Genomic DNA, 17,145 nt, shown 5'->3' on the forward strand with positions numbered 1-17,145 from the left:
ACTTATAGTGTGATACGCCCGTCTTATTTACCTGTTCGCCCTACGCCTGTCAGGAGAACCCTCGCCATCATGGAACTGCGTGAGTACTGGCGCATCCTCCGGGCGCACTGGGTCGGCGTGGGAGCGATCGTCGCGGCCACCGTGGTCCTGGCCGGGATCTACACCTGGACCCAGCCGAAGGTGTACGCCGCGAACTCCAGCGGCTTGGTCTCGTCCGGACCCGCCATGGACGCCGCCTCGGCGTCGATCAACGACTCGCTGGCGAAGTCGCGGGCGACGTCGTACGTCCGGATCGCCACCAGCCGCGCGACTGCGCAGGACGTCATCGACGAGCTCGGGCTGGACGTCAGCCCGTCGACACTCGTCCGCAGCATCACCGTCGAGCAGCCCCTGGACACGGTCAACCTCGAGGTGACCGCACGGGCCGGCACGCCCAAGGACGCTCAGCGCCTGGCAGATGCGTGGGTGCGCGGGATCGCGAACCAGGTGCAGGCGATCGAGGACCCCGACGGCAAGCAGGCCGCCGGCACCCTGCGGGTGCGGCCCGTCGAGACCGCCGCGCTCCCGACCGCACCCGTCTCGCCCAACCCGCCCCGCAATCTCGTGCTCGGGGCAGGGGTGGGCGTGCTCCTGGGGTTCGGCTACGCCCGCATCAGGCACAGCAGCGACCGCAGGCTGCGGACCAAGGAGGGCGTCGAGGAGCACTTCTCGGTCAACGTCGTCGGTCAGATCCCCTCCTCCCCAGGCCTGGACCGCGAGGCGCAGCAGCGGGCCGAGCTCGCCGTTGGCCTTCGTGGCCCGACCGTCGAGCAGGCGTCGTCGTCCGAGGCCTTCCGCAAGCTGCGCACCAACTTGATGTACATGAACGTCGACAACCCGCCTCGCGTCGTCGTCGTCACCAGCCCGTTGCCCGGTGACGGCAAGTCCACCGTCGCCGCCAACCTGGCGGCTGCGGTGGCGACGTCGGGGGAGGACGTCGTCCTGGTCGACGGCGACCTCCGTCGGCCCACGGTCGCGGCGTCCTTCGGGCTCGCCGAGGGCGCCGGCCTGTCCGACGTCCTGGCCGGCCGGATCGCCCTGGACGAGGCGGTCCAGCAGGCGGCCGGCCATCCCAACCTCGCGGTGCTGGCAGCCGGCTCGATCCCTCCCAACCCGAGCGAGCTGCTCGGCTCGAAGTCGATGCGGCAGCTGCTGCAGAAGCTCGCGGCCGGGGCCCTGGTCGTCGTGGACGCACCACCACTCCTCCCGGTCACCGACGCCGCCGTGCTCACCGCCCGCGCGGACGGTGCCTTCGTCGTGATCTCGGCGGGACGCACCCTCGACGAGCAGCTGCGCCAGGCGCTCGACCACCTGGACGCCGTCGACGCCACCACCTTGGGTGTGGTCCTGAACAAGGTCTCGCGGCGCGACCAGGGGACGTACGGCGGCTACTACGGGTATTCGTCGACCACCGAGCAGCCGGGCCGTTCCCTGGGGCGCCGCGCTCAGGGCAAGCGCCGGGCATCCCGGCTCAGAGCCGATGTCGGGTGACCTGATGACAGCTGACACGACCACGTGGCGGCGGCAGGCACACCTGGCCGTCGTGTCCTCCGGCGAGCGGGTCGCGATCGTCAGGCTGACCTCGCCAGGGGAGCCTCCGCGCATCCTCGACGGCACGGCGGCCGCCATCTGGTCCGAGACGGACGGCGGCCGGTCGGCCGAGGCGATCGTCGCCGCGCTGGTCGAGCGCTTCGACGGCGCCCCCGACGTGATCGCCGACGAGGTGAGCCGGTTCCTCCACCGGCTCGAGGACGAAGGCGTGCTGACCCGTGAGCCCTGACCTGGCAGCCCGCATCACGCTGGAGGAGGGGGCTCCCCTCCTGCAGGCGGTCGTGCACCACGAGGCAGAGGCCAACCAGCTCCGCGTGCTCGCGATCAAGGGCCCGTCGCTCGCGGTGCTCGGGCTCCGGGACCCTCGCCCGCACGCCGACATCGACGTCCTGGCGGCGCCCTCGGACCTGGACGCGGTCGTCGCCATGATGGAGGAGATCGGCTGGCGTCGAGCGCTGGAGTCGACGGCGCCCACGCTCCTGCCCGCGCACTCGGTCAACCTGCTGAACGACTGGTGGCCCCTCTCCATCGACGCCCACCACTACTTCCCGGGTTTCCTGGCGCCGCCCGACGCGGTGTTCGAGGCGCTGTGGTGCCGCCGGACCACCGTCGAGCTGGCGGGCGCTCCCGTGCTCACTCCCGATCGTGTCGCGCACGCCGCGATCGCTGCCCTGCACCTGCTGCGTGAGAAGCGACCGGAGACGGACGATCTCGAGCTGGAGCTGCTGGTGCAGCGGGCCGCGCGGACCCTGTCGGTGCACGACCTCGACGAGCTCGTGGACTTCGCCGAGGTGACGGGCGCTGCGGTGACCCTCGGACCGTTCCTGGAGGCGCTCGGCCGGCCCAGCGGGACGGTCACCGGGCCGGGTCACCATGCTCAGCTGGCGTCGTGGAACAAGCGCGTCAGCTCCCCTCGCTCGTCCACGTGGATCTACCAGCTCGGTAGCTCGCCCTTGCGACGGTGGCCCCAGCTGATCTGGCGCGCCGTCCTGCTGAGCGACGACGAGATCCGGACCTTTCACGGGGGCGACGGGGAGAGCCTGCTGAGAGCACGCGTCAGGCGGCTCCGCCGAGGGTTTCGCAGCGTGCCGCGCGCCGCGTTCGACCTTTGGCGACAGAAGGCTCGCGAGTGGGTCCTGAGGGTCTGGAGACCGACGTGACGTCCGTCGGAGACAGGCCGGGTTCGGCAGTCGGTGGCGCATCGTCGCCCTTGCAAGCAGCAACCTCTGTGGAGCGGAAGTGGGACGCCTTGGCCACGTCGAGCGCAATCAACGAGGGCACGGTGCTGATCACCGGTGGAACCGGCTCCTTCGGCTCGACGATGGTCCGCCGAATGCTGGACACAGACGTCGACGAGGTGCGGATCCTCTCGCGCGACGAGCTGAAGCAGGACCACCTGCGCCGGGAGCTCAAGGACGCGCGGATGCGCTTCTACATCGGGGACGTCCGCGACTACGACAGCGTCGATCGAGCGACCAGGGGCGTCGACCACGTCTTCCACGCAGCCGCGTTGAAGCAGGTCCCGAGCTGCGAGTTCTTCCCCCTCGAGGCGGTCCGCACCAACATCCTCGGCTCGGCCAACGTCATCGAGGCGAGCAACTCCAACGGCGTCAGGTCGGTCGTCTGCCTCGGCACCGACAAGGCGGCCTACCCCATCAACGCCATGGGCATGAGCAAGGCGATGATGGAGAAGGTCGCGCAGGCATTCGCCCGTAACAACCCGACGGCGGCCACGACCGTCTCGACCGTCCGCTACGGCAACGTGATGATGTCCAGGGGCTCCGTCATCCCGCTCTTCGTCGAGCAGCTGCGCGAGGGTCGTGAGCTGACGGTGACCGACCCGGGCATGACGAGGTTCCTCATGTCGCTGGACGAGGCCGTGCTGCTGGTGGAGCACGCGTTCCTCCACGCCCAGCCGGGCGACCTCTTCATCCGCAAGGCGCCGGCCAGCACCATCGCCGACCTGGCGGTCGCTGTCGCATCGGCGATGGGCGCCGAGCCGAAGATCCGGGTGATCGGAACCCGCCACGGGGAGAAGCTCTACGAGACGTTGGCCACGCGCGAGGAGCTGGCCCGCAGCCAGGACCAGGGCGACTACTTCAAGGTCGCGGTCGACGCGCGCGACCTGAACTACGAGACCTACTTCGACGGGGGCTTCGACGGGGGCTTCGATGGGGACGACCAGCACGACTCGGTGATCGACGACTACCACTCGCACAACACGGAACGCCTCGACACCGACGGTGTCGTGGCCCTGCTGACGGGGATGCCGGCGTTCCGGCGCCTCCTCGAGCAGTGCTGATGTCGCCGTTCCTGGTCGCGCTCCTCGCTGCGCTGGGCCTCACGGGCGTGCTCCTCCCGGTCCTGCGCCGCGCCGACGTCATGGACGTGCCGAACGCTCGCTCCTCGCACGCTGCCCCGATTCCCCGCGGCGGAGGGATCGGTGTCTACGCCGCCCTCCTGGTCGCCTGCGGGGTCGCAGCCGCGGTGGGCGGCGAGGTCGGCCGGGTGCCGCTCCTGGTGGGCCTGGGCCTGGCAGTCGTCGGCCTCGTGGACGACCTGCGGGGACTCAGCGGACCCACCCGGCTGGTCCTCCAGGTCCTGGCCGGCATCGGCGTCGCCGCCTGGGCGGCCGAATCGGTCGAGGCGACCGCGGGCAGGTGGGTGACCCTGACGGCGATCGTCGTGCTGGTGGTCGGCTTCGTCAACGCGTTCAACTTCATGGACGGCGTCAACGGGATCTCGGCGCTGAGCGGGACCGTGGCGGGGTTGTGGTTCGGGTACGTCGGCGGGCGGGTCGACGAGCCCGGGCTGTCGACCCTCGGGTTGGCCCTGGCCGGCGCACTGCTCGGATTCCTCCCGTGGAACGCGCCGCGGGCGCGGGTCTTCCTCGGCGACGTCGGCAGCTATGGCGTGGGCCTGGTGATCGCGTCCATGTGCGCCTGGGCCTGGGTGAGCGGCGCCGCCTTGCCGCTCGCGGTCGCTCCACTGGTCGTCTACGGCGCCGACACCGCGTGGGTCCTGGTCAAGCGCGCACGCGGTCGGCGCCCCTTGATGGAGGCGCATCGGGAGCACGTCTACCAGCGCCTGGTCGACGGGCTGGGGTGGAGCCACCTGGGTGCGGCGACCGCCGCTGCCCTGGCCAGCGCCCTGGTCTGCCTCGCCGCGTGGCTCGGCCGGGACGTGCCGGTGCTGTCCGTGACCGTCGCGGTCGCCGTGGCGGCGGCGTACCTGAGCCTGCCCCGGCTCGCGACGCGCCAGAAGGCGGTGCACGCATGAAGATCGGCATGCTCAGCCAGTGGTACGAGCCCGAGCCCGGGGCGGCCGCCCATCCCACGGCGATTGCTCGCGCCCTCGCGGAGCGTGGCCACGATCTCCGGGTGCTGACCGCGTTCCCCAGCTATCCCACGGGTCGTATCCATCCCGGCTACCGGATGCGGCCGCGGCTGCGGGAGCGACGGGACGGCATCGAGGTCATCCGGGTCCCCGACGTCCCCAGCCACGATCAGAGCCCGCTGCACCGCGCGCTCAGCCTGGGCTCGTTCGCGGCGTCCGCCACCGCGAACGCCGGTGTCCTGCGTGACGCCGACGCGGTGCTCACCTACCTCACCCCCGCGACGGTCGGGCTGGCCGCGTGGACCCTCGAGCGGCTCGCGGGCGTGCCCTATGTGCTCTACGTGCAGGACCTGTGGCCGGAGACCGTCACCGCGAGCGGCTTCGTCCGCGGCAGCCACTCGACGCGAGTGATCGAGCGCGGTCTCGCGGTGCTGCTCAAGCGCCTCTACGCGCGGGCGTCCGGGGTGGCCGCGATCAGTCCGACCATGGCGGCGACCATCGCCGGCCGCGGCAGCCGCGTCAGCCCCGTGTCGATCCCCAACTGGGTCGACGAGCAGGTGTTCAAGCCGACCCCGGCCGCCGCGTCGGGCCTGCTTCCCGCCGGCCGGGACTGGGTGATGTACGCCGGCGGGATCGGCGACGTCCAGGCGTTGGAGCACGCCGTCAGGGCCATGTCCCTCCTGCCGTCGGAGAGCACCGCAGGCCTGGTGCTTGTGGGGGACGGTGTCGCACGTCCGAGGCTGGAAGGGCTGGCGGGCGACCTGGGACTCGAGGACCGGGTGATCTTCCTGGGCAGCCGTCCCCTGAAGGACATGCCCGCGCTGATGGCCGAGTCGGCGGCCCAGCTGGTCTCGCTGCGCGACCTCCCCCTCTTCCGCGGCACCATCCCGAGCAAGCTGCAGGCGTCGATGGCCTCCGGGTCCCCGGTCGTGTGTGCCGTCGCCGGAGATGCGGCCGACCTGGTCCGACGGTCAGGCTGCGGGTTGGTGGTGCGACCTGAGTCGCCCGACGAGCTCGCGGCCGCCTTCCAGCGTGTCGTGGGGCTCAGCCTCGAGGAGCGGCACGCCTGGGCTGCGGCCGGCAGGCGGACCTACGCCGACGAGCTGTCGGCGGCGGCGGGGAGCGCACGTCTGGAGGCGGTCCTGGTGGACGCCGTACGAAGGCGCCGGCGATGACCATCGTGGGCCTGCTCGGCGCCTCGGGCTTCCTCGGCCAGCGCGTCGCACGCGCGCTGGTCGGCAGGGGCGCGACCGTGCACCCGGTCCCGGCGCCGCGCCTGAGCACGGGAGGCCGTGACCTGGAGGCGCTCCTTGCGGACCTGCAGAGCCCCGGGTCCCAGCGGGAGCGCGACAGGCTTGCCGACGAGCTCGCGGGCTGCAGCGCCGTGGTCAACGCCGCGGGCCGAGCGGACGCGACCGCGTCGGGTGACGAGCTCTTCGGAGCCGACGCGCTGCTGCCGGGTGTCGTCGCCGCTGCGACGCCGGACCCCGCACGCTTCGTGCACGTCAGCTCGGCCGCTGTGCAGGGACGGATCGCCGTGCTCGACGAGGCGGGCGCCCACCACCCGTTCAGCCCATACTCACAGGCCAAGAGCCTCGGCGAGCGGCTGGCGTCGGCCGTGAACGAGCGCACGGTCTGCTTCCGACCGACGTCCGTGCACGGCCCGGGCCGCCCGGTCACGCAGCAGCTCGTCCGGGTCCTCGCCTCGCCCCTCGCCTCCGTCGCCGGACGGGGTGACCGGCCGACCCCCCAGGTGCTCGTCCAGAACGTCGCCGACGCCTGTGCCTTCCTGGCCCTGGTCGACGAGCAGCCGCCGTCCGTCGTGCTCCATCCCAGCGAGGGACTGACCACCGCCGAGCTGGTCCGCTTGCTGGGCGGGCGCGAGCCCCGCAGGATCCCGACGCCGGCCGCGCGGGTCGTCGTGGGCGCTGGTCGCGTGGTCGGCCGCTGGTCCGCCCCCGCCGCCGGCGTGGCCCGGCGACTGGAGCTGCTGTGGTTCGGCCAGTCGCAACAGCGTGGCTGGCTCGACGGCCGGTGGACGGCTCCGGCCGGCCGACAGGCCTGGAAGGAGGCGGCATGGAAGGAGGCGGCGTGGAAGGAGACGGCATGGAAGGAGCTGGCATGACACGAGTGGCCATCACCGGTGGGTTCGGCTTCCTGGGCTGGCACCTGGCGTGCCGACTGCGCGCGAAGCACGGCATCGAACCGCTCCGCGTCGGTCGGGACGACTACGCCGATCCCGCACGCCTGGCCAGGTCACTGGCCGACGTCGACGTCGTCCTGCACGTCGCCGGCGTCAACCGGGCGCACACTGACGCCGAGGTCGAGCAGGGCAACGTCTCGTTGGCGCGGACCCTCGTCGGGGCGTTGCCCGCGGATCGCCCGGTCGACCTCGTCTACGCCAACTCGGTCCAGGCCGAGCTCGACAACGCCTACGGTCGGGGCAAGGCCGGCGCCGCTGACCTGCTCGCCGACGCCGTCCACGCCAGGGGCGGACGCTTCCAGGACCTGCTGCTGCCCAACATCTTCGGAGAGCACGGACGTCCGCACCACAACTCCTTCGTGGCCACGTTCGTCCATGAGGTCGCTTGCGGCGGGACGCCCTCGGTCACGAACGACCGGGAGATCCCCCTTCTGCATGCGCAGGAAGCCGCCGCGCTCCTGATCGCCGCCATGGGCGACGACGGACGGACCGTCGTGTCGGGCGAGCCCCACTCGATCAGCGAGGTCGCCGAGCTGCTCGAGCGAACGCACCGGCTCTACGCCACGCGGGGCGAGGTGCCTCCGCTCACGTCGTCCTTCGAGCTCAACCTCTTCAACACCTACCGTGCTGCGACGTTCCCGCAGCTGTGGCCGATGGGCTCGCAGGTGCACGCGGACCAGCGCGGCCGCCTGTTCGAGACGGTCCGGTCCCATGGCGGCACCGGCATGGCGTACGCGTCGACGACCCTGCCGGGGCAGAAGCGCGGCGAGCACTACCACCTGCACAAGATGGAGCGGTTCGTCGTCGTCGCCGGCGATGCCGAGATCGAGGTGCGCCGGTTGCTGCACGACGAGGTCGTGACCTTCCGCCTCAGCGGGGATCGTCCGGAGTTCGTCGACATGCCGACCCTGTGGGTGCACAACATCCGCAACGTCGGCGACACCGAGCTGGTCACGGTCTTCTGGAGCGACCAGCTGCTGGGCCCGAACGACCCCGACCAGTATCCGGAGCTCGTCGCGGGGGAGGACCTGCCATGAAGGTGATGACCGTCGTCGGCACCCGTCCGGAGATCATCCGGTTGGCCCGGGTGATCGACCGGCTCGAGACGACCGAGGGGATCGAGCACGTCCTGGTCCACACGGGCCAGAACTACGACCACCGGCTCAACCAGGTGTTCTTCGACGACCTCGGCCTGCGCGCGCCGGACCACTACCTCGACGTCGACACCTCGAGCCTGGGTGCCGTCCTGGGCGGGGTGCTCATCGCCGTCGAGCGGGTCCTCCTCGAGGAGCGACCTGACGCCCTCCTCGTGCTCGGGGACACCAACTCGTGCATCGCGGTCCTCATGGCCAAGCGGCTACGGATCCCGACGTACCACATGGAGGCAGGCAACCGCTGCTTCGACGAGAACGTCCCCGAGGAGACCAACCGGCGCCTGGTCGACCACGTCGCGGACTTCAACCTGGCCTACACCGAGCACGCCCGGCGCAACCTGCTCGCCGAGGGGCTGCACCCTCGTCGCGTCCTCGTCACCGGCTCGCCCATGCGTGAGGTCCTGGAGCACTTCCGCGATCGGATCGAGGGGTCGGACGTGCTGGAGCGCCTCGACCTCACGGCGCGGGGATACCTCCTGGTCAGCGCTCACCGAGAAGAGAACGTCGACGCGCCGGCGCGGCTGGAGAACCTGCTCGACTGCCTGGAGCGGGCGCACCGTTCGACGGGTCTGCCGCTGGTCGTGTCGACCCACCCCCGCACGCGCAACCGCATCGAGGCGCTCGGCCGGAAGGTCGAGGGGGACATCCGCTGGCTGGAGCCCTTCGGTTTCCACGACTACAACAAGCTCCAGATCGAAGCCGCGTGCGTCCTCTCGGACTCGGGCACCATCTCCGAGGAGTCCTCGATCCTGGGCTTCCCGGCGATCACCTTGCGCGACTCGATCGAGCGACCCGAAGCGCTGGACGCCGGCGCGATCGTGATGACGAGCCTCGATGCGGCTGACGTGGAGCGAGCGATCCCTCTTGTGATCGCCGGACGTGACGAGCCGGCGACCATGCCCCTCGGGTACGAGGTGGCCGACACCAGCCGTCGCGTCGTGCGCTTCATGGTGTCGACCGTCGGCAGGCACGCCGGCTGGCTCGGGCTTCGCACGTGGGACGGCCCAGGTGGCTGACGTCCACGACGTCGAGATCCTCTGCTTCGTCGCGCACTACCCGCCTGCAGTCCTGGGCGGAGGTCCGGCGCGCACCTTGGAGGGCATGGTCGACGCCTGCGCGACTCCCGCCAAGGTCGCGATCGTCACCGCCGACCGCGACCACGGCGCCGACTCGCCACTTCCGGTGGAGAGCAACGCCTGGCTGACGCGCGCGGGAGCCTGGACGTGGTACTCCTCGGGCGGTCTCCTGCAGGTTGCTCGGACCATGCGCGAGGCCGCTCGCCTGAAGCCGCGCTACGTGTACCTGAACAGCGTCTTCCACCCCGTCTTCGCGATCCTGCCGATCTTGCTCAAGCGGCTGGGGGCGTGGGGAGCAGCCGAGCTCGTCATCGCGCCGCGGGGGGAGCTCGACCCCGGCGCGCTGAGGCTGAAGACACCGAAGAAGCGCACCTACTTGGCGGTGGCCCGACGCCTGGGCTTCTTCTCGCGAGCGACCTGGCACGCGTCGACGGACACCGAGGCGACGTTCGTCGCTGCGGAGCTCCGGTCCGCGCGACGCATCCTCGTCAAGGAGAACGAGACGGTCCTCCCGCGCCAGGCGCTGCCCAGGCCCGCCAGGCCGAGGTCGCAGCCACGTTCGCTCGTCTACGTCGGCCGGATCTCGCCCAAGAAGCAGCTCGAGCTCCTCCTCGAGGGACTCGCCCGCGTCCGGCGGGACTTCCGGCTCGAGATCGTCGGCGCCGCGGACGACGCTGCCTACCTCCGGCGCCTGCAGGCACTCGCGAGCGGACTCGGCGACCGCGTGCGCTGGCACGGACCAGCCAGTCGCGAGGAGGTCTTCGAACGATTGACCGAGGCCGACATCGCCTGCTTCCCGACGGCGGGCGAGAACTTCGGCCACGTCGTCGCGGAGGCTCTGGCCAGCTCCTGCCCCGTCGTGATCATGGACGTGACCCCATGGACCGCGCACGTCCTCCGCGGCGGCGGGGAGATCGTCGAGGAGTCCACGGCGCAGGCCTGGGGCGAGACCCTGGACCGGATGCTCGCCGAACCGGTGGCAGCGCTGGAGGCCCGGGGCCGCGCCGCCTCCGCTGCCTACGAGTCGTGGCGCTGCAGCGTGGACGGCAGAAGCCTGTTCGACTACCTGCTCCAGGACCAGCACGGGGCCCTCGTGACGAGCCCCGTGACCAGCCCCGTGACCAGTCCCGTGACCAGCCCCGTGACCAGCCCCGTGACGAGCCCCGTGACCAGCAGGGGGCCGCGATGAACACGTTGATCTGGGCCGTGGTCTACGCGGGGGTGGGGATCCTGGCGGTTCGCCACCACTCCCGGTTCGACGGGCGCTTCTCGCCCGTCTCCGTCGCGGTGTTCTCGATCCTGTTCTACGTCGTCACGGTCCCGGTCGAGCTGGTGCTCCGTGGTGACTCCGTCATCGGGTTCACCGGGTTCCAGCTCCCCGAAGCGACCGGCACCACCGTCGTCGTCCTCGCGGTCGTCTCCCTCGCGTGCCTGGCACTCGCCTTCCAGCTTGTCGCGGGTCCAGGCGCCCAGCTCCCCACCGTCGGCTCACTCGAAGGGGCACGAGCAGCGTCGCGGGCCGCGCTGCTGGTGAGCGTCCTGGCAGTCCTGCTCATCGCCGCGCTGTACCGGAGCAACGTGGTCGCCGCGACCGACTACCTCGCCAACGTCGCGCAGACCACGAGTGGCGGCTCGGTCGGCTACTTCGTCCTCAACCGATGGGCCTACCTGAGCTACGGGGTCTTCGCCTTCCTGGCACTCGCCACCAGCAAGCGGAAGTGGCGACAGCTCCCGCTACTCGTCCCCCTCCTGGCGTGGTCCATCTACTCCAACGACAAGGACCCGCTCCTGGTCGCCGGGTTGGCCCTGACCGGTTGGGGCTTCCGAGAGCTCGTGGCGCAGCCGTTCGCCCGTTGGCGCGGGCTCGTGCTGGGTGCCTTGGTGCTGCTCCCTGTCGTCGGGATCAGCGCAGCGGCGTACGGAACGTCGCGTGCGGGCGAGGAGGTGACCCGGGCGACCTTGGACGAGTACCTCTATGACGGTCTGTTCACGAACATCGATCCCGCAGGGCCCAGTGGGGTGCTGGCCGTCGAGCTGCAGAGACCGGAGGGCGTGGGCTCGTTCGACCCGACGATCGCGGGAGCGTTCCTTTGGCTGCCTTCGTTCCTGCGGCCCGTCGATGCGGTGGAGGACCTCGGCGTCGGCTTCGCCAAGAGCTATTGGCCGAACTGGGAACCCGGCTTCGGCTACGGCTACAGCCCGGTCGCCGAGGGCTACCAGGCCGACGGCGCCCTGGGCGTGGTGATCGTGTTCACCGGACTGGGGATCGTGCTCGGCTTCGCACGGCGCAAGCTGGTGCCGTCGCAGTCGAGGCGACCTCCATCGACGGTCGCGATCGGCACTGCGTCGTACTTCGTGGTGATCGGCTACCTGAGCTTCGTCGTCATGCGGGGCTCCGTCGCGACGATGGTGTCGACCGCCACCCTCTGTGTCGTCCTCGTGGCGCTGATCTGGACCGCGAGCCGGGTCTCCCTACGCTTGTCGAGATCGGCATGAGGGTCCTCATGGTCACCACGTCGATGTCGGTCGGCGGGGTCCAGACGATGGTGCGTGACCTCGCGACGCGGCTTGCCCAGGAGGGGCACGACGTCGGGGTCGTCTCCCTCACGGGACGGGACCAGGTGGCGACGCCCCCGTCCGTGCGACGTTGGGAGCTGGGCTTCGACGGGCTGCGTGGCCGGGACGCCTGGCGCTGCGGGCGCCGCCTGCGGCGGGTGATCGTCGACTTCCACCCGGACGTGGTTCACGCGCACGCCTTCCACGCCAACGCCCTGGCCGCCCTGGCCGCCCTGACCGCCCTGACCGCATGGCGAACGCCGCCGCGCCCTGCTGTCGTCAGGACCCTGCACAGCGTCAGGGAAGGCGGAGCCCTCAAGGCCAGGATCAGCGGCCTGACCAGTCCCCTCGCGGACCTCACGGTCTGCGTCAGCGCGGCGGTGCGAGACGCGCACGGCGTGATCGACGCCCGGGTGATCCACAACGGAGTGGACGTCGACGGGCATCGGTTCTCCGACGACGCACGCACTGCTGTCCGAGCCGAGTGGGGCGTGTCGGACGACGACGTCCTCGTCGTGAGCGTCGGTCGCATGACTCCTGCCAAGGGGTACGACACGCTGCTGGTCGCGCTGTCGCAGGTCGCGCCCCGCGGCGACCTCGACCTGGCGGGTCGTCGCCTCGTGGTCGCCGTGGTCGGCGACGGTGAGATGCGCCCCGAGCTCGAGAGCGCCAGGGTCAGCCGCGGGTTCCGTCACCGGGTGCTGATGCCGGGCGCGCGCGACGACGTGCCCGCGGTGCTGTCGGCAGCGGATGCCTACGTGCAGTCCTCGCACTGGGAGGGGTTTCCGGTGATCCTGTTGGAGGCGACCGCCGCGGGTCTGCCCATCATCGCCACCGACGCCGGGGGGACCCGGGAGCTTGATCCGGGTCCGGCGCTGCTCGTGCCGGCGCACGACCCCGGGGCCTTGGCAAGGGCGCTCTCCGGCGTCCGAGAAATGGTGCAGCCACTCGAGTCACGACGTGCAGTCCTCGACCTCCCTGCCCTTTCTCTCGAGCGCAGCGCGACATCCTGGATGGCGGCCTACCGGAGCGTCACGGACGTCGGCTCGTGATCGACGATCTCGCGCGTCCGGACGTCGCACGACCACCCGAGACCGGCTCACTTCGGCGAGGTGTCGCTCTCAACGTCGCCAGCCTGGGCATCCAGGGCGCTCTCCGGCTGGGATTCACCGTGTCAGCGGCCAGGGTGCTCGGGCCGGCAGGCTACGCCGACTTCGGCGTCGCGCTAGCGGTCTCGGTCCTGGTCGCGATCGTGTGGCCCGCCTCAGCAGGATCGGCCGTGGTGAAGTACGTCCGGATCGCCTGGGGCGGCGACCGACCTGCCGACGCCTCCGCGGTGCTGCGTCACCTGCTCGGACGATTGGTCCGCTTCCTGGCTGTCGTGACACCGCTCTTGTGGGCAGGCAGCCTCCTCGTCTCGAGCGGCGCAGCGCTGGCCTGGGGGCTGCTGCTGATGTCGTGGGGCTACTCGCTCCAGACCTTCGGCCGAGGTGTGCACCTCGCCACGGGGCAGCTGCTGCGCGAGTTCGTGCTGCAGGCGACGTGCGGGGTCCTGGCACTGAGCGCGCTCGCGATCATCGAGCTCCGCGACGACGTCGGTCCGGGCGTCGTCGCGCTCGTGTACGGCGGCGCGATGTCACTGTGCGGGCTGCTGACCTGGCCCCGGTCGGCGCCCGCCGGAGGCGCCGCGCCGCCCGGTGTCGACCGCTTCGTCTGGCTGGCCGCCGTGGGCTCGCTGGCCAGTGCGGGCTTCGTCCAGCTGCTGGTCGTCGCGGGCAAGCTGAGGTTCGACGACCACGAGGCCGGAGTGCTGTCCGCCGCCGCGAACCTCGCGTCCACCCTCACTCTCGCCAGCGCCGCGACGAGCATGGCGCTGTACCCCCGCGTCTCGCAGCTGGTCGGCAGGGCCGACGACGCCGGCGTGCGCCGGCTGCGCAGGTCTGTCTTCCGGCAGCTGGTGCGGTACCTCTTCTGGGCGCTGGCCGCGTTCCTCGTGCTCGCGCCCACGCTCGTGCCGCTCGTCCTCGGTGAGGCCTATCGCGAAGCGGTCGAGCCCCTGTCCGTCATGGCGCTGGCAGCGGTGACGACCACGGTTGCAGCCCCCAGCGTCGCCGTCATGACGAGTGGCCCCAACCGGTCGGTGGCCAGGATGTCGGGGGCGGCCTGGCTCGGGATGGCGGTCGGCGTCGCGGTGTGGGGCCTGGCCTGGCTGGGCGATCTAGGCGGCATCGGGGGCGTCGCGAGCGGGTTCGCGCTGGGCACCGCCGTCACCGCGACCGCTGCGATCGCGTGGGCGGATCGTGTCACCGCCGACCGGCTGCTCCCGACATGGCTGCTGGTCCTGGCCGCCCTGGCGTTGCTGACCTCGGCGCAGGCCCTCGCCGGACGCGTCGGCTGGGGTGCGCCGGCGTACGTCCTGCTCGCCGTCTCGATGGGGGCGTGGGCGATCAGCCGGCGCTGTTGATCATCCCGGCGCCGACGGTGACCCCGGTGGCCTCGTCGATGAGGATGAACGAGCCCGTGGTGCGGTTCTTGGAGTAGGGGTCGCACAGCAGCGGCACCGTGGTGCGCAGCTGGACGCGCCCGATCTCGTTGAGACCAAGCTCCTTGGTGTCCTGGTCGCGGTGCAGGGTGTTGACGTCCAGGCGGTACTGGATGTCCTTCACCAGCGCCCGGCCGGAGCGGGTGGTGTGCTTGATGGCGAGCTTCTGGCGCGGCTTGAGCGGCGCCGTCGTCATCCAGCAGACCATCGCGTCGATGTCCTGGCTCGGCTTGGGAGCGTTCTTGACCCGGGCGATCATGTCGCCGCGCGAGACGTCGACGTCGTCGGCGAGCCGCACGGTCACCGACATCGGCGGGAAGGCCTCCTCGACCTCGCGGTCGAACAGGTCGATGCCCTCGATGGTCGAGGTCATGCCCGACGGCAGCACGATGACCTCGTCACCGCGCTTGAGCACGCCACCGGCGACCTGGCCGGCGTAGCCGCGGTAGTCGTGGTGGGCGTCGCTCTTGGGACGGACGACGTACTGCACGGGGAAGCGGGTGTCGACGAGGTCGCGGTCGGAGGCGACGTGGACGTGCTCGAGATGGTGCATCAGCGTCGGGCCGTGGTACCACGGCGTGTTCTCGGACCGCTCGACGACGTTATCGCCCTTGAGCGCGGAGATCGGGATGACCTCGAGGTCGGGGATGCTGAGCTTGGTGGCGAACTTGCGGAACTCGTCGTGGATCCGCTCGTAGACCTCCTCGGACCAGTCGACGAGGTCCATCTTGTTGACCGCGAGGACGAGGTGCGGCACCCGCAGCAGCGACAGCAGCACCGCGTGCCGGCGCGACTGCTCGGTCAGGCCCTGGCGTGCGTCGACGAGGACCAGACCCAGGTCGGCGGTCGAGGCGCCGGTGACCATGTTGCGGGTGTATTGGATGTGGCCCGGGGTGTCGGCGATGATGAACTTGCGGTTGGGTGTCGCGAAGTAGCGGTAGGCCACGTCGATGGTGATGCCCTGCTCGCGCTCCGAGCGCAGCCCGTCGGTCAGCAGCGCCAGGTCGGTGTAGTCGTAGCCCTTCGACACCGAGGACGCCTCGACGGCCTCGAGCTGGTCGGAGAAGATCGACTTCGAGTCGAGCAGCAGTCGCCCGATGAGGGTCGACTTGCCGTCGTCCACCGAGCCCGCGGTCGCGAAGCGCAGCAGGTCGGCGTTGCGGCCCGCGAGGCCCCGAACTGGCTCGACGGGCTGGTCGGGCTGGGCGGTGTCTTCGGTGGTGGCCATCAGAAGTAGCCCTCCTTCTTCCGGTCCTCCATCGCGGCTTCGGAGAACCGGTCGTCACCGCGGGTCGCGCCGCGCTCGGTCACGGTGGCGACCGCGACCTCCGCGATGATCTTCTCGATCGTGTCGGCTTCGGACTCCACGCAGCCGGTCAGCGTGAGGTCGCCGACGGTGCGGAACCGGACGACCTTCTCCTCGACCGTCTCGTTGGCCTTGGTCGGGTTGTGCTCGCTCTCCGAGAGCCACATCCCGTCACGCTTGAAGACGCGTCGGGTGTGCGAGAAGTAGATCGAGGGGATCTCGATGCCCTCGCGGCCGATGTAGTCCCAGATGTCCAGCTCGGTCCAGTTGGAGATCGGGAAGATGCGCATGTGCTCGCCCTCGTGGAGGCGCCCGTTGTAGAGGCTCCAGAGCTCGGGACGCTGCATCTTGGGGTCCCACTGGCCGAACTCGTCGCGGTGGGAGTAGACGCGCTCCTTGGCGCGGGCCTTCTCCTCGTCGCGGCGGCCGCCGCCGAACGCCGCGGTGAAGCCGTGCTCCTCGAGGGCGTTGAGCAGGGTGCCGATCTGGTGACGGTTGCGGCTGGTCTTGCCGTCGTCGACGACGATGCCGTTGGCGAGCGCCTCCTCGACGCTGGCCACGATGAGCTTGACCCCGAGCCGGTTCACCCAGTTGTCGCGGGTCTCCAGCACCTCGGGGAAGTCGTAGCCGGTGTCGACCTGCAGCACCGGGAACGGGATCTTGGCGGGGTAGAACGCCTTCTCCGCCAGCCGCATCATGACGATCGAGTCCTTGCCGCCGGAGAACATCAGCACCGGCTTCTCGAACTCGGCGGCGACCTCACGGAAGATGTGGATCGACTCCGCCTCGAGCTGGTCCAGCTGGCTCAGCTGGTAGTCGACGTGAGTGGGTGGAGCGCTCATGCGGGAAAGGTTGCCTCTCGTCTTGCCCTGAATGGGACAGCAACGGCCCATCCTAACCAGTTCACTACGGTTTGCCGCATCGCGACGATCACGGCGAGGGGATGCGTTCGAGCACCAGTGTCACAGGTCCGTCGTTGACCGAGTGGACCTGCATGTCCGCACCGAACACGCCGCGCTCGACGTGCGCGCCCAACCGGCGCAGCTCGGCGCACACGGCGTCGTACGCCGGCTCGGAGACCTCCCCGGGGGCGGCGGCCTGCCAGGTGGGCCGACGGCCCTTGCGGGCGTCGCCGTACAGCGTGAACTGGCTCACCACGAGGACCGGCGCCGCCACGTCGGACGCGGACTGCTCGTCGCGCAGGATCCGCAGGTCCCAGATCTTGCGGGCCATCCAGGCGACCTCGTCCGGCCCGTCGGCGTGCGCGACCCCGAGGTAGACCAGCAGACCCGGGCCCCGGACCTCGCCCACGACCTCTCCGTCGACCTCGACGTGGGCCCCGACGACCCGTTGTACGACAGCGCGCATGAACCTCACTCTCC

The 17,145-nt window shown here is 70.7% G+C and carries 16 protein-coding genes; 13 read left to right on the forward strand and 3 right to left on the reverse strand.

Features of this window, described 5'->3' with window-relative positions:
- The first annotated feature begins 69 nt into the window (after nucleotides 1–69).
- The 13 genes from ABD295_RS12950 to ABD295_RS13010 all read left to right on the forward strand — a co-directional run bounded on the left by ABD295_RS12950 (nucleotide 70) and on the right by ABD295_RS13010 (nucleotide 14,379).
- Nucleotides 70–1,530: a tyrosine-protein kinase domain-containing protein gene (locus tag ABD295_RS12950; protein ID WP_344304161.1), complete on the forward strand. Its 1,461-nt coding sequence runs from the start codon at nucleotides 70–72 to the stop codon at nucleotides 1,528–1,530.
- A 4-nt stretch (nucleotides 1,531–1,534) separates the two neighbouring features.
- The gene (locus ABD295_RS12955) at nucleotides 1,535–1,819 is read left to right on the forward strand and encodes a PqqD family protein (RefSeq protein ID WP_344304162.1); all 285 of its coding nucleotides are present in this window, start codon (nucleotides 1,535–1,537) and stop codon (nucleotides 1,817–1,819) included.
- A complete protein-coding gene (locus tag ABD295_RS12960) occupies nucleotides 1,809–2,750 on the forward strand; it encodes a nucleotidyltransferase family protein (protein WP_344304163.1) in 942 nt (313 codons plus the stop codon). Before ABD295_RS12955 ends, ABD295_RS12960 begins: the two co-directional genes overlap by 11 nt.
- A gap of 89 nt (nucleotides 2,751–2,839) precedes the next feature.
- On the forward strand, nucleotides 2,840–3,892 hold the full coding sequence (locus ABD295_RS12965; protein WP_344304164.1) for a polysaccharide biosynthesis protein: 1,053 nt from the start codon (nucleotides 2,840–2,842) through the stop codon (nucleotides 3,890–3,892).
- Nucleotides 3,892–4,869, forward strand: coding sequence for an MraY family glycosyltransferase (locus ABD295_RS12970; protein ID WP_344304165.1), 978 nt, complete (start codon nucleotides 3,892–3,894; stop codon nucleotides 4,867–4,869). The genes ABD295_RS12965 and ABD295_RS12970 overlap by 1 nt, the downstream gene beginning before the upstream one ends.
- A complete protein-coding gene (locus tag ABD295_RS12975; RefSeq protein WP_344304166.1) occupies nucleotides 4,866–6,101 on the forward strand; it encodes a glycosyltransferase family 4 protein in 1,236 nt (411 codons plus the stop codon). The genes ABD295_RS12970 and ABD295_RS12975 overlap by 4 nt, the downstream gene beginning before the upstream one ends.
- Entirely contained in the window at nucleotides 6,098–7,051 is a 954-nt protein-coding gene (locus ABD295_RS12980) for an NAD-dependent epimerase/dehydratase family protein (RefSeq protein WP_344304167.1), read from the forward strand. Before ABD295_RS12975 ends, ABD295_RS12980 begins: the two co-directional genes overlap by 4 nt.
- A complete protein-coding gene (locus ABD295_RS12985) occupies nucleotides 7,048–8,166 on the forward strand; it encodes a polysaccharide biosynthesis C-terminal domain-containing protein (RefSeq protein ID WP_344304168.1) in 1,119 nt (372 codons plus the stop codon). The genes ABD295_RS12980 and ABD295_RS12985 overlap by 4 nt, the downstream gene beginning before the upstream one ends.
- On the forward strand, nucleotides 8,163–9,299 hold the full coding sequence (wecB, locus tag ABD295_RS12990; protein ID WP_344304169.1) for a non-hydrolyzing UDP-N-acetylglucosamine 2-epimerase: 1,137 nt from the start codon (nucleotides 8,163–8,165) through the stop codon (nucleotides 9,297–9,299). Before ABD295_RS12985 ends, wecB begins: the two co-directional genes overlap by 4 nt.
- Nucleotides 9,292–10,548 carry a glycosyltransferase gene (locus ABD295_RS12995; protein WP_344304170.1) on the forward strand — a complete coding sequence of 419 codons (1,257 nt, stop codon included), beginning with the start codon at nucleotides 9,292–9,294 and terminating at the stop codon, nucleotides 10,546–10,548. The genes wecB and ABD295_RS12995 overlap by 8 nt, the downstream gene beginning before the upstream one ends.
- Nucleotides 10,545–11,855 carry an O-antigen polysaccharide polymerase Wzy gene (locus tag ABD295_RS13000; protein ID WP_344304172.1) on the forward strand — a complete coding sequence of 437 codons (1,311 nt, stop codon included), beginning with the start codon at nucleotides 10,545–10,547 and terminating at the stop codon, nucleotides 11,853–11,855. Before ABD295_RS12995 ends, ABD295_RS13000 begins: the two co-directional genes overlap by 4 nt.
- Nucleotides 11,852–12,967 (forward strand): glycosyltransferase, encoded by a 1,116-nt coding sequence (locus tag ABD295_RS13005; protein WP_344304173.1) that lies wholly within the window; start codon nucleotides 11,852–11,854, stop codon nucleotides 12,965–12,967. Before ABD295_RS13000 ends, ABD295_RS13005 begins: the two co-directional genes overlap by 4 nt.
- Nucleotides 12,968–13,086: 119 nt before the next feature.
- Entirely contained in the window at nucleotides 13,087–14,379 is a 1,293-nt protein-coding gene (locus ABD295_RS13010) for a lipopolysaccharide biosynthesis protein (RefSeq protein WP_344304174.1), read from the forward strand.
- Here the strand turns inward: ABD295_RS13010 and ABD295_RS13015 are convergent.
- The 3 genes from ABD295_RS13015 to dtd all read right to left on the reverse strand — a co-directional run bounded on the left by ABD295_RS13015 (nucleotide 14,363) and on the right by dtd (nucleotide 17,131).
- Complete coding sequence (locus ABD295_RS13015) at nucleotides 14,363–15,685, reverse strand: sulfate adenylyltransferase subunit 1 (RefSeq protein ID WP_344304175.1); 1,323 nt, start codon at nucleotides 15,683–15,685, stop codon at nucleotides 14,363–14,365. The genes ABD295_RS13010 and ABD295_RS13015 overlap by 17 nt on opposite strands.
- Complete coding sequence (gene cysD / locus ABD295_RS13020; protein ID WP_344304176.1) at nucleotides 15,685–16,605, reverse strand: sulfate adenylyltransferase subunit CysD; 921 nt, start codon at nucleotides 16,603–16,605, stop codon at nucleotides 15,685–15,687. Before cysD ends, ABD295_RS13015 begins: the two co-directional genes overlap by 1 nt.
- 88 nt (nucleotides 16,606–16,693) lie before the next feature.
- Entirely contained in the window at nucleotides 16,694–17,131 is a 438-nt protein-coding gene (gene dtd / locus ABD295_RS13025) for a D-aminoacyl-tRNA deacylase (protein WP_344304177.1), read from the reverse strand.
- Between the last annotated feature and the right edge of the window lie 14 nt (nucleotides 17,132–17,145).

Source organism: Nocardioides bigeumensis, from assembly GCF_039531755.1.
GTDB lineage: Bacteria > Actinomycetota > Actinomycetes > Propionibacteriales > Nocardioidaceae > Nocardioides > Nocardioides bigeumensis.

Excerpts from the sequence above, each read along its gene's own strand:
- dtd (WP_344304177.1), bottom strand. The coding sequence starts at position 17,131 with ATGCGCGCTGTCGTACAACGGGTCGTCGGGGCCCACGTCGAGGTCGAC.
- ABD295_RS13015 (WP_344304175.1), bottom strand. The coding sequence starts at position 15,685 with ATGGCCACCACCGAAGACACCGCCCAGCCCGACCAGCCCGTCGAGCCA.
- ABD295_RS13000 (WP_344304172.1), top strand. The coding sequence starts at position 10,545 with ATGAACACGTTGATCTGGGCCGTGGTCTACGCGGGGGTGGGGATCCTG.
- ABD295_RS12970 (WP_344304165.1), top strand. The coding sequence starts at position 3,892 with ATGTCGCCGTTCCTGGTCGCGCTCCTCGCTGCGCTGGGCCTCACGGGC.
- ABD295_RS12975 (WP_344304166.1), top strand. The coding sequence starts at position 4,866 with ATGAAGATCGGCATGCTCAGCCAGTGGTACGAGCCCGAGCCCGGGGCG.
- ABD295_RS12950 (WP_344304161.1), top strand. The coding sequence starts at position 70 with ATGGAACTGCGTGAGTACTGGCGCATCCTCCGGGCGCACTGGGTCGGC.
- ABD295_RS12980 (WP_344304167.1), top strand. The coding sequence starts at position 6,098 with ATGACCATCGTGGGCCTGCTCGGCGCCTCGGGCTTCCTCGGCCAGCGC.
- ABD295_RS12955 (WP_344304162.1), top strand. The coding sequence starts at position 1,535 with ATGACAGCTGACACGACCACGTGGCGGCGGCAGGCACACCTGGCCGTC.
- ABD295_RS13005 (WP_344304173.1), top strand. The coding sequence starts at position 11,852 with ATGAGGGTCCTCATGGTCACCACGTCGATGTCGGTCGGCGGGGTCCAG.
- ABD295_RS12985 (WP_344304168.1), top strand. The coding sequence starts at position 7,048 with ATGACACGAGTGGCCATCACCGGTGGGTTCGGCTTCCTGGGCTGGCAC.
- cysD (WP_344304176.1), bottom strand. The coding sequence starts at position 16,605 with ATGAGCGCTCCACCCACTCACGTCGACTACCAGCTGAGCCAGCTGGAC.
- wecB (WP_344304169.1), top strand. The coding sequence starts at position 8,163 with ATGAAGGTGATGACCGTCGTCGGCACCCGTCCGGAGATCATCCGGTTG.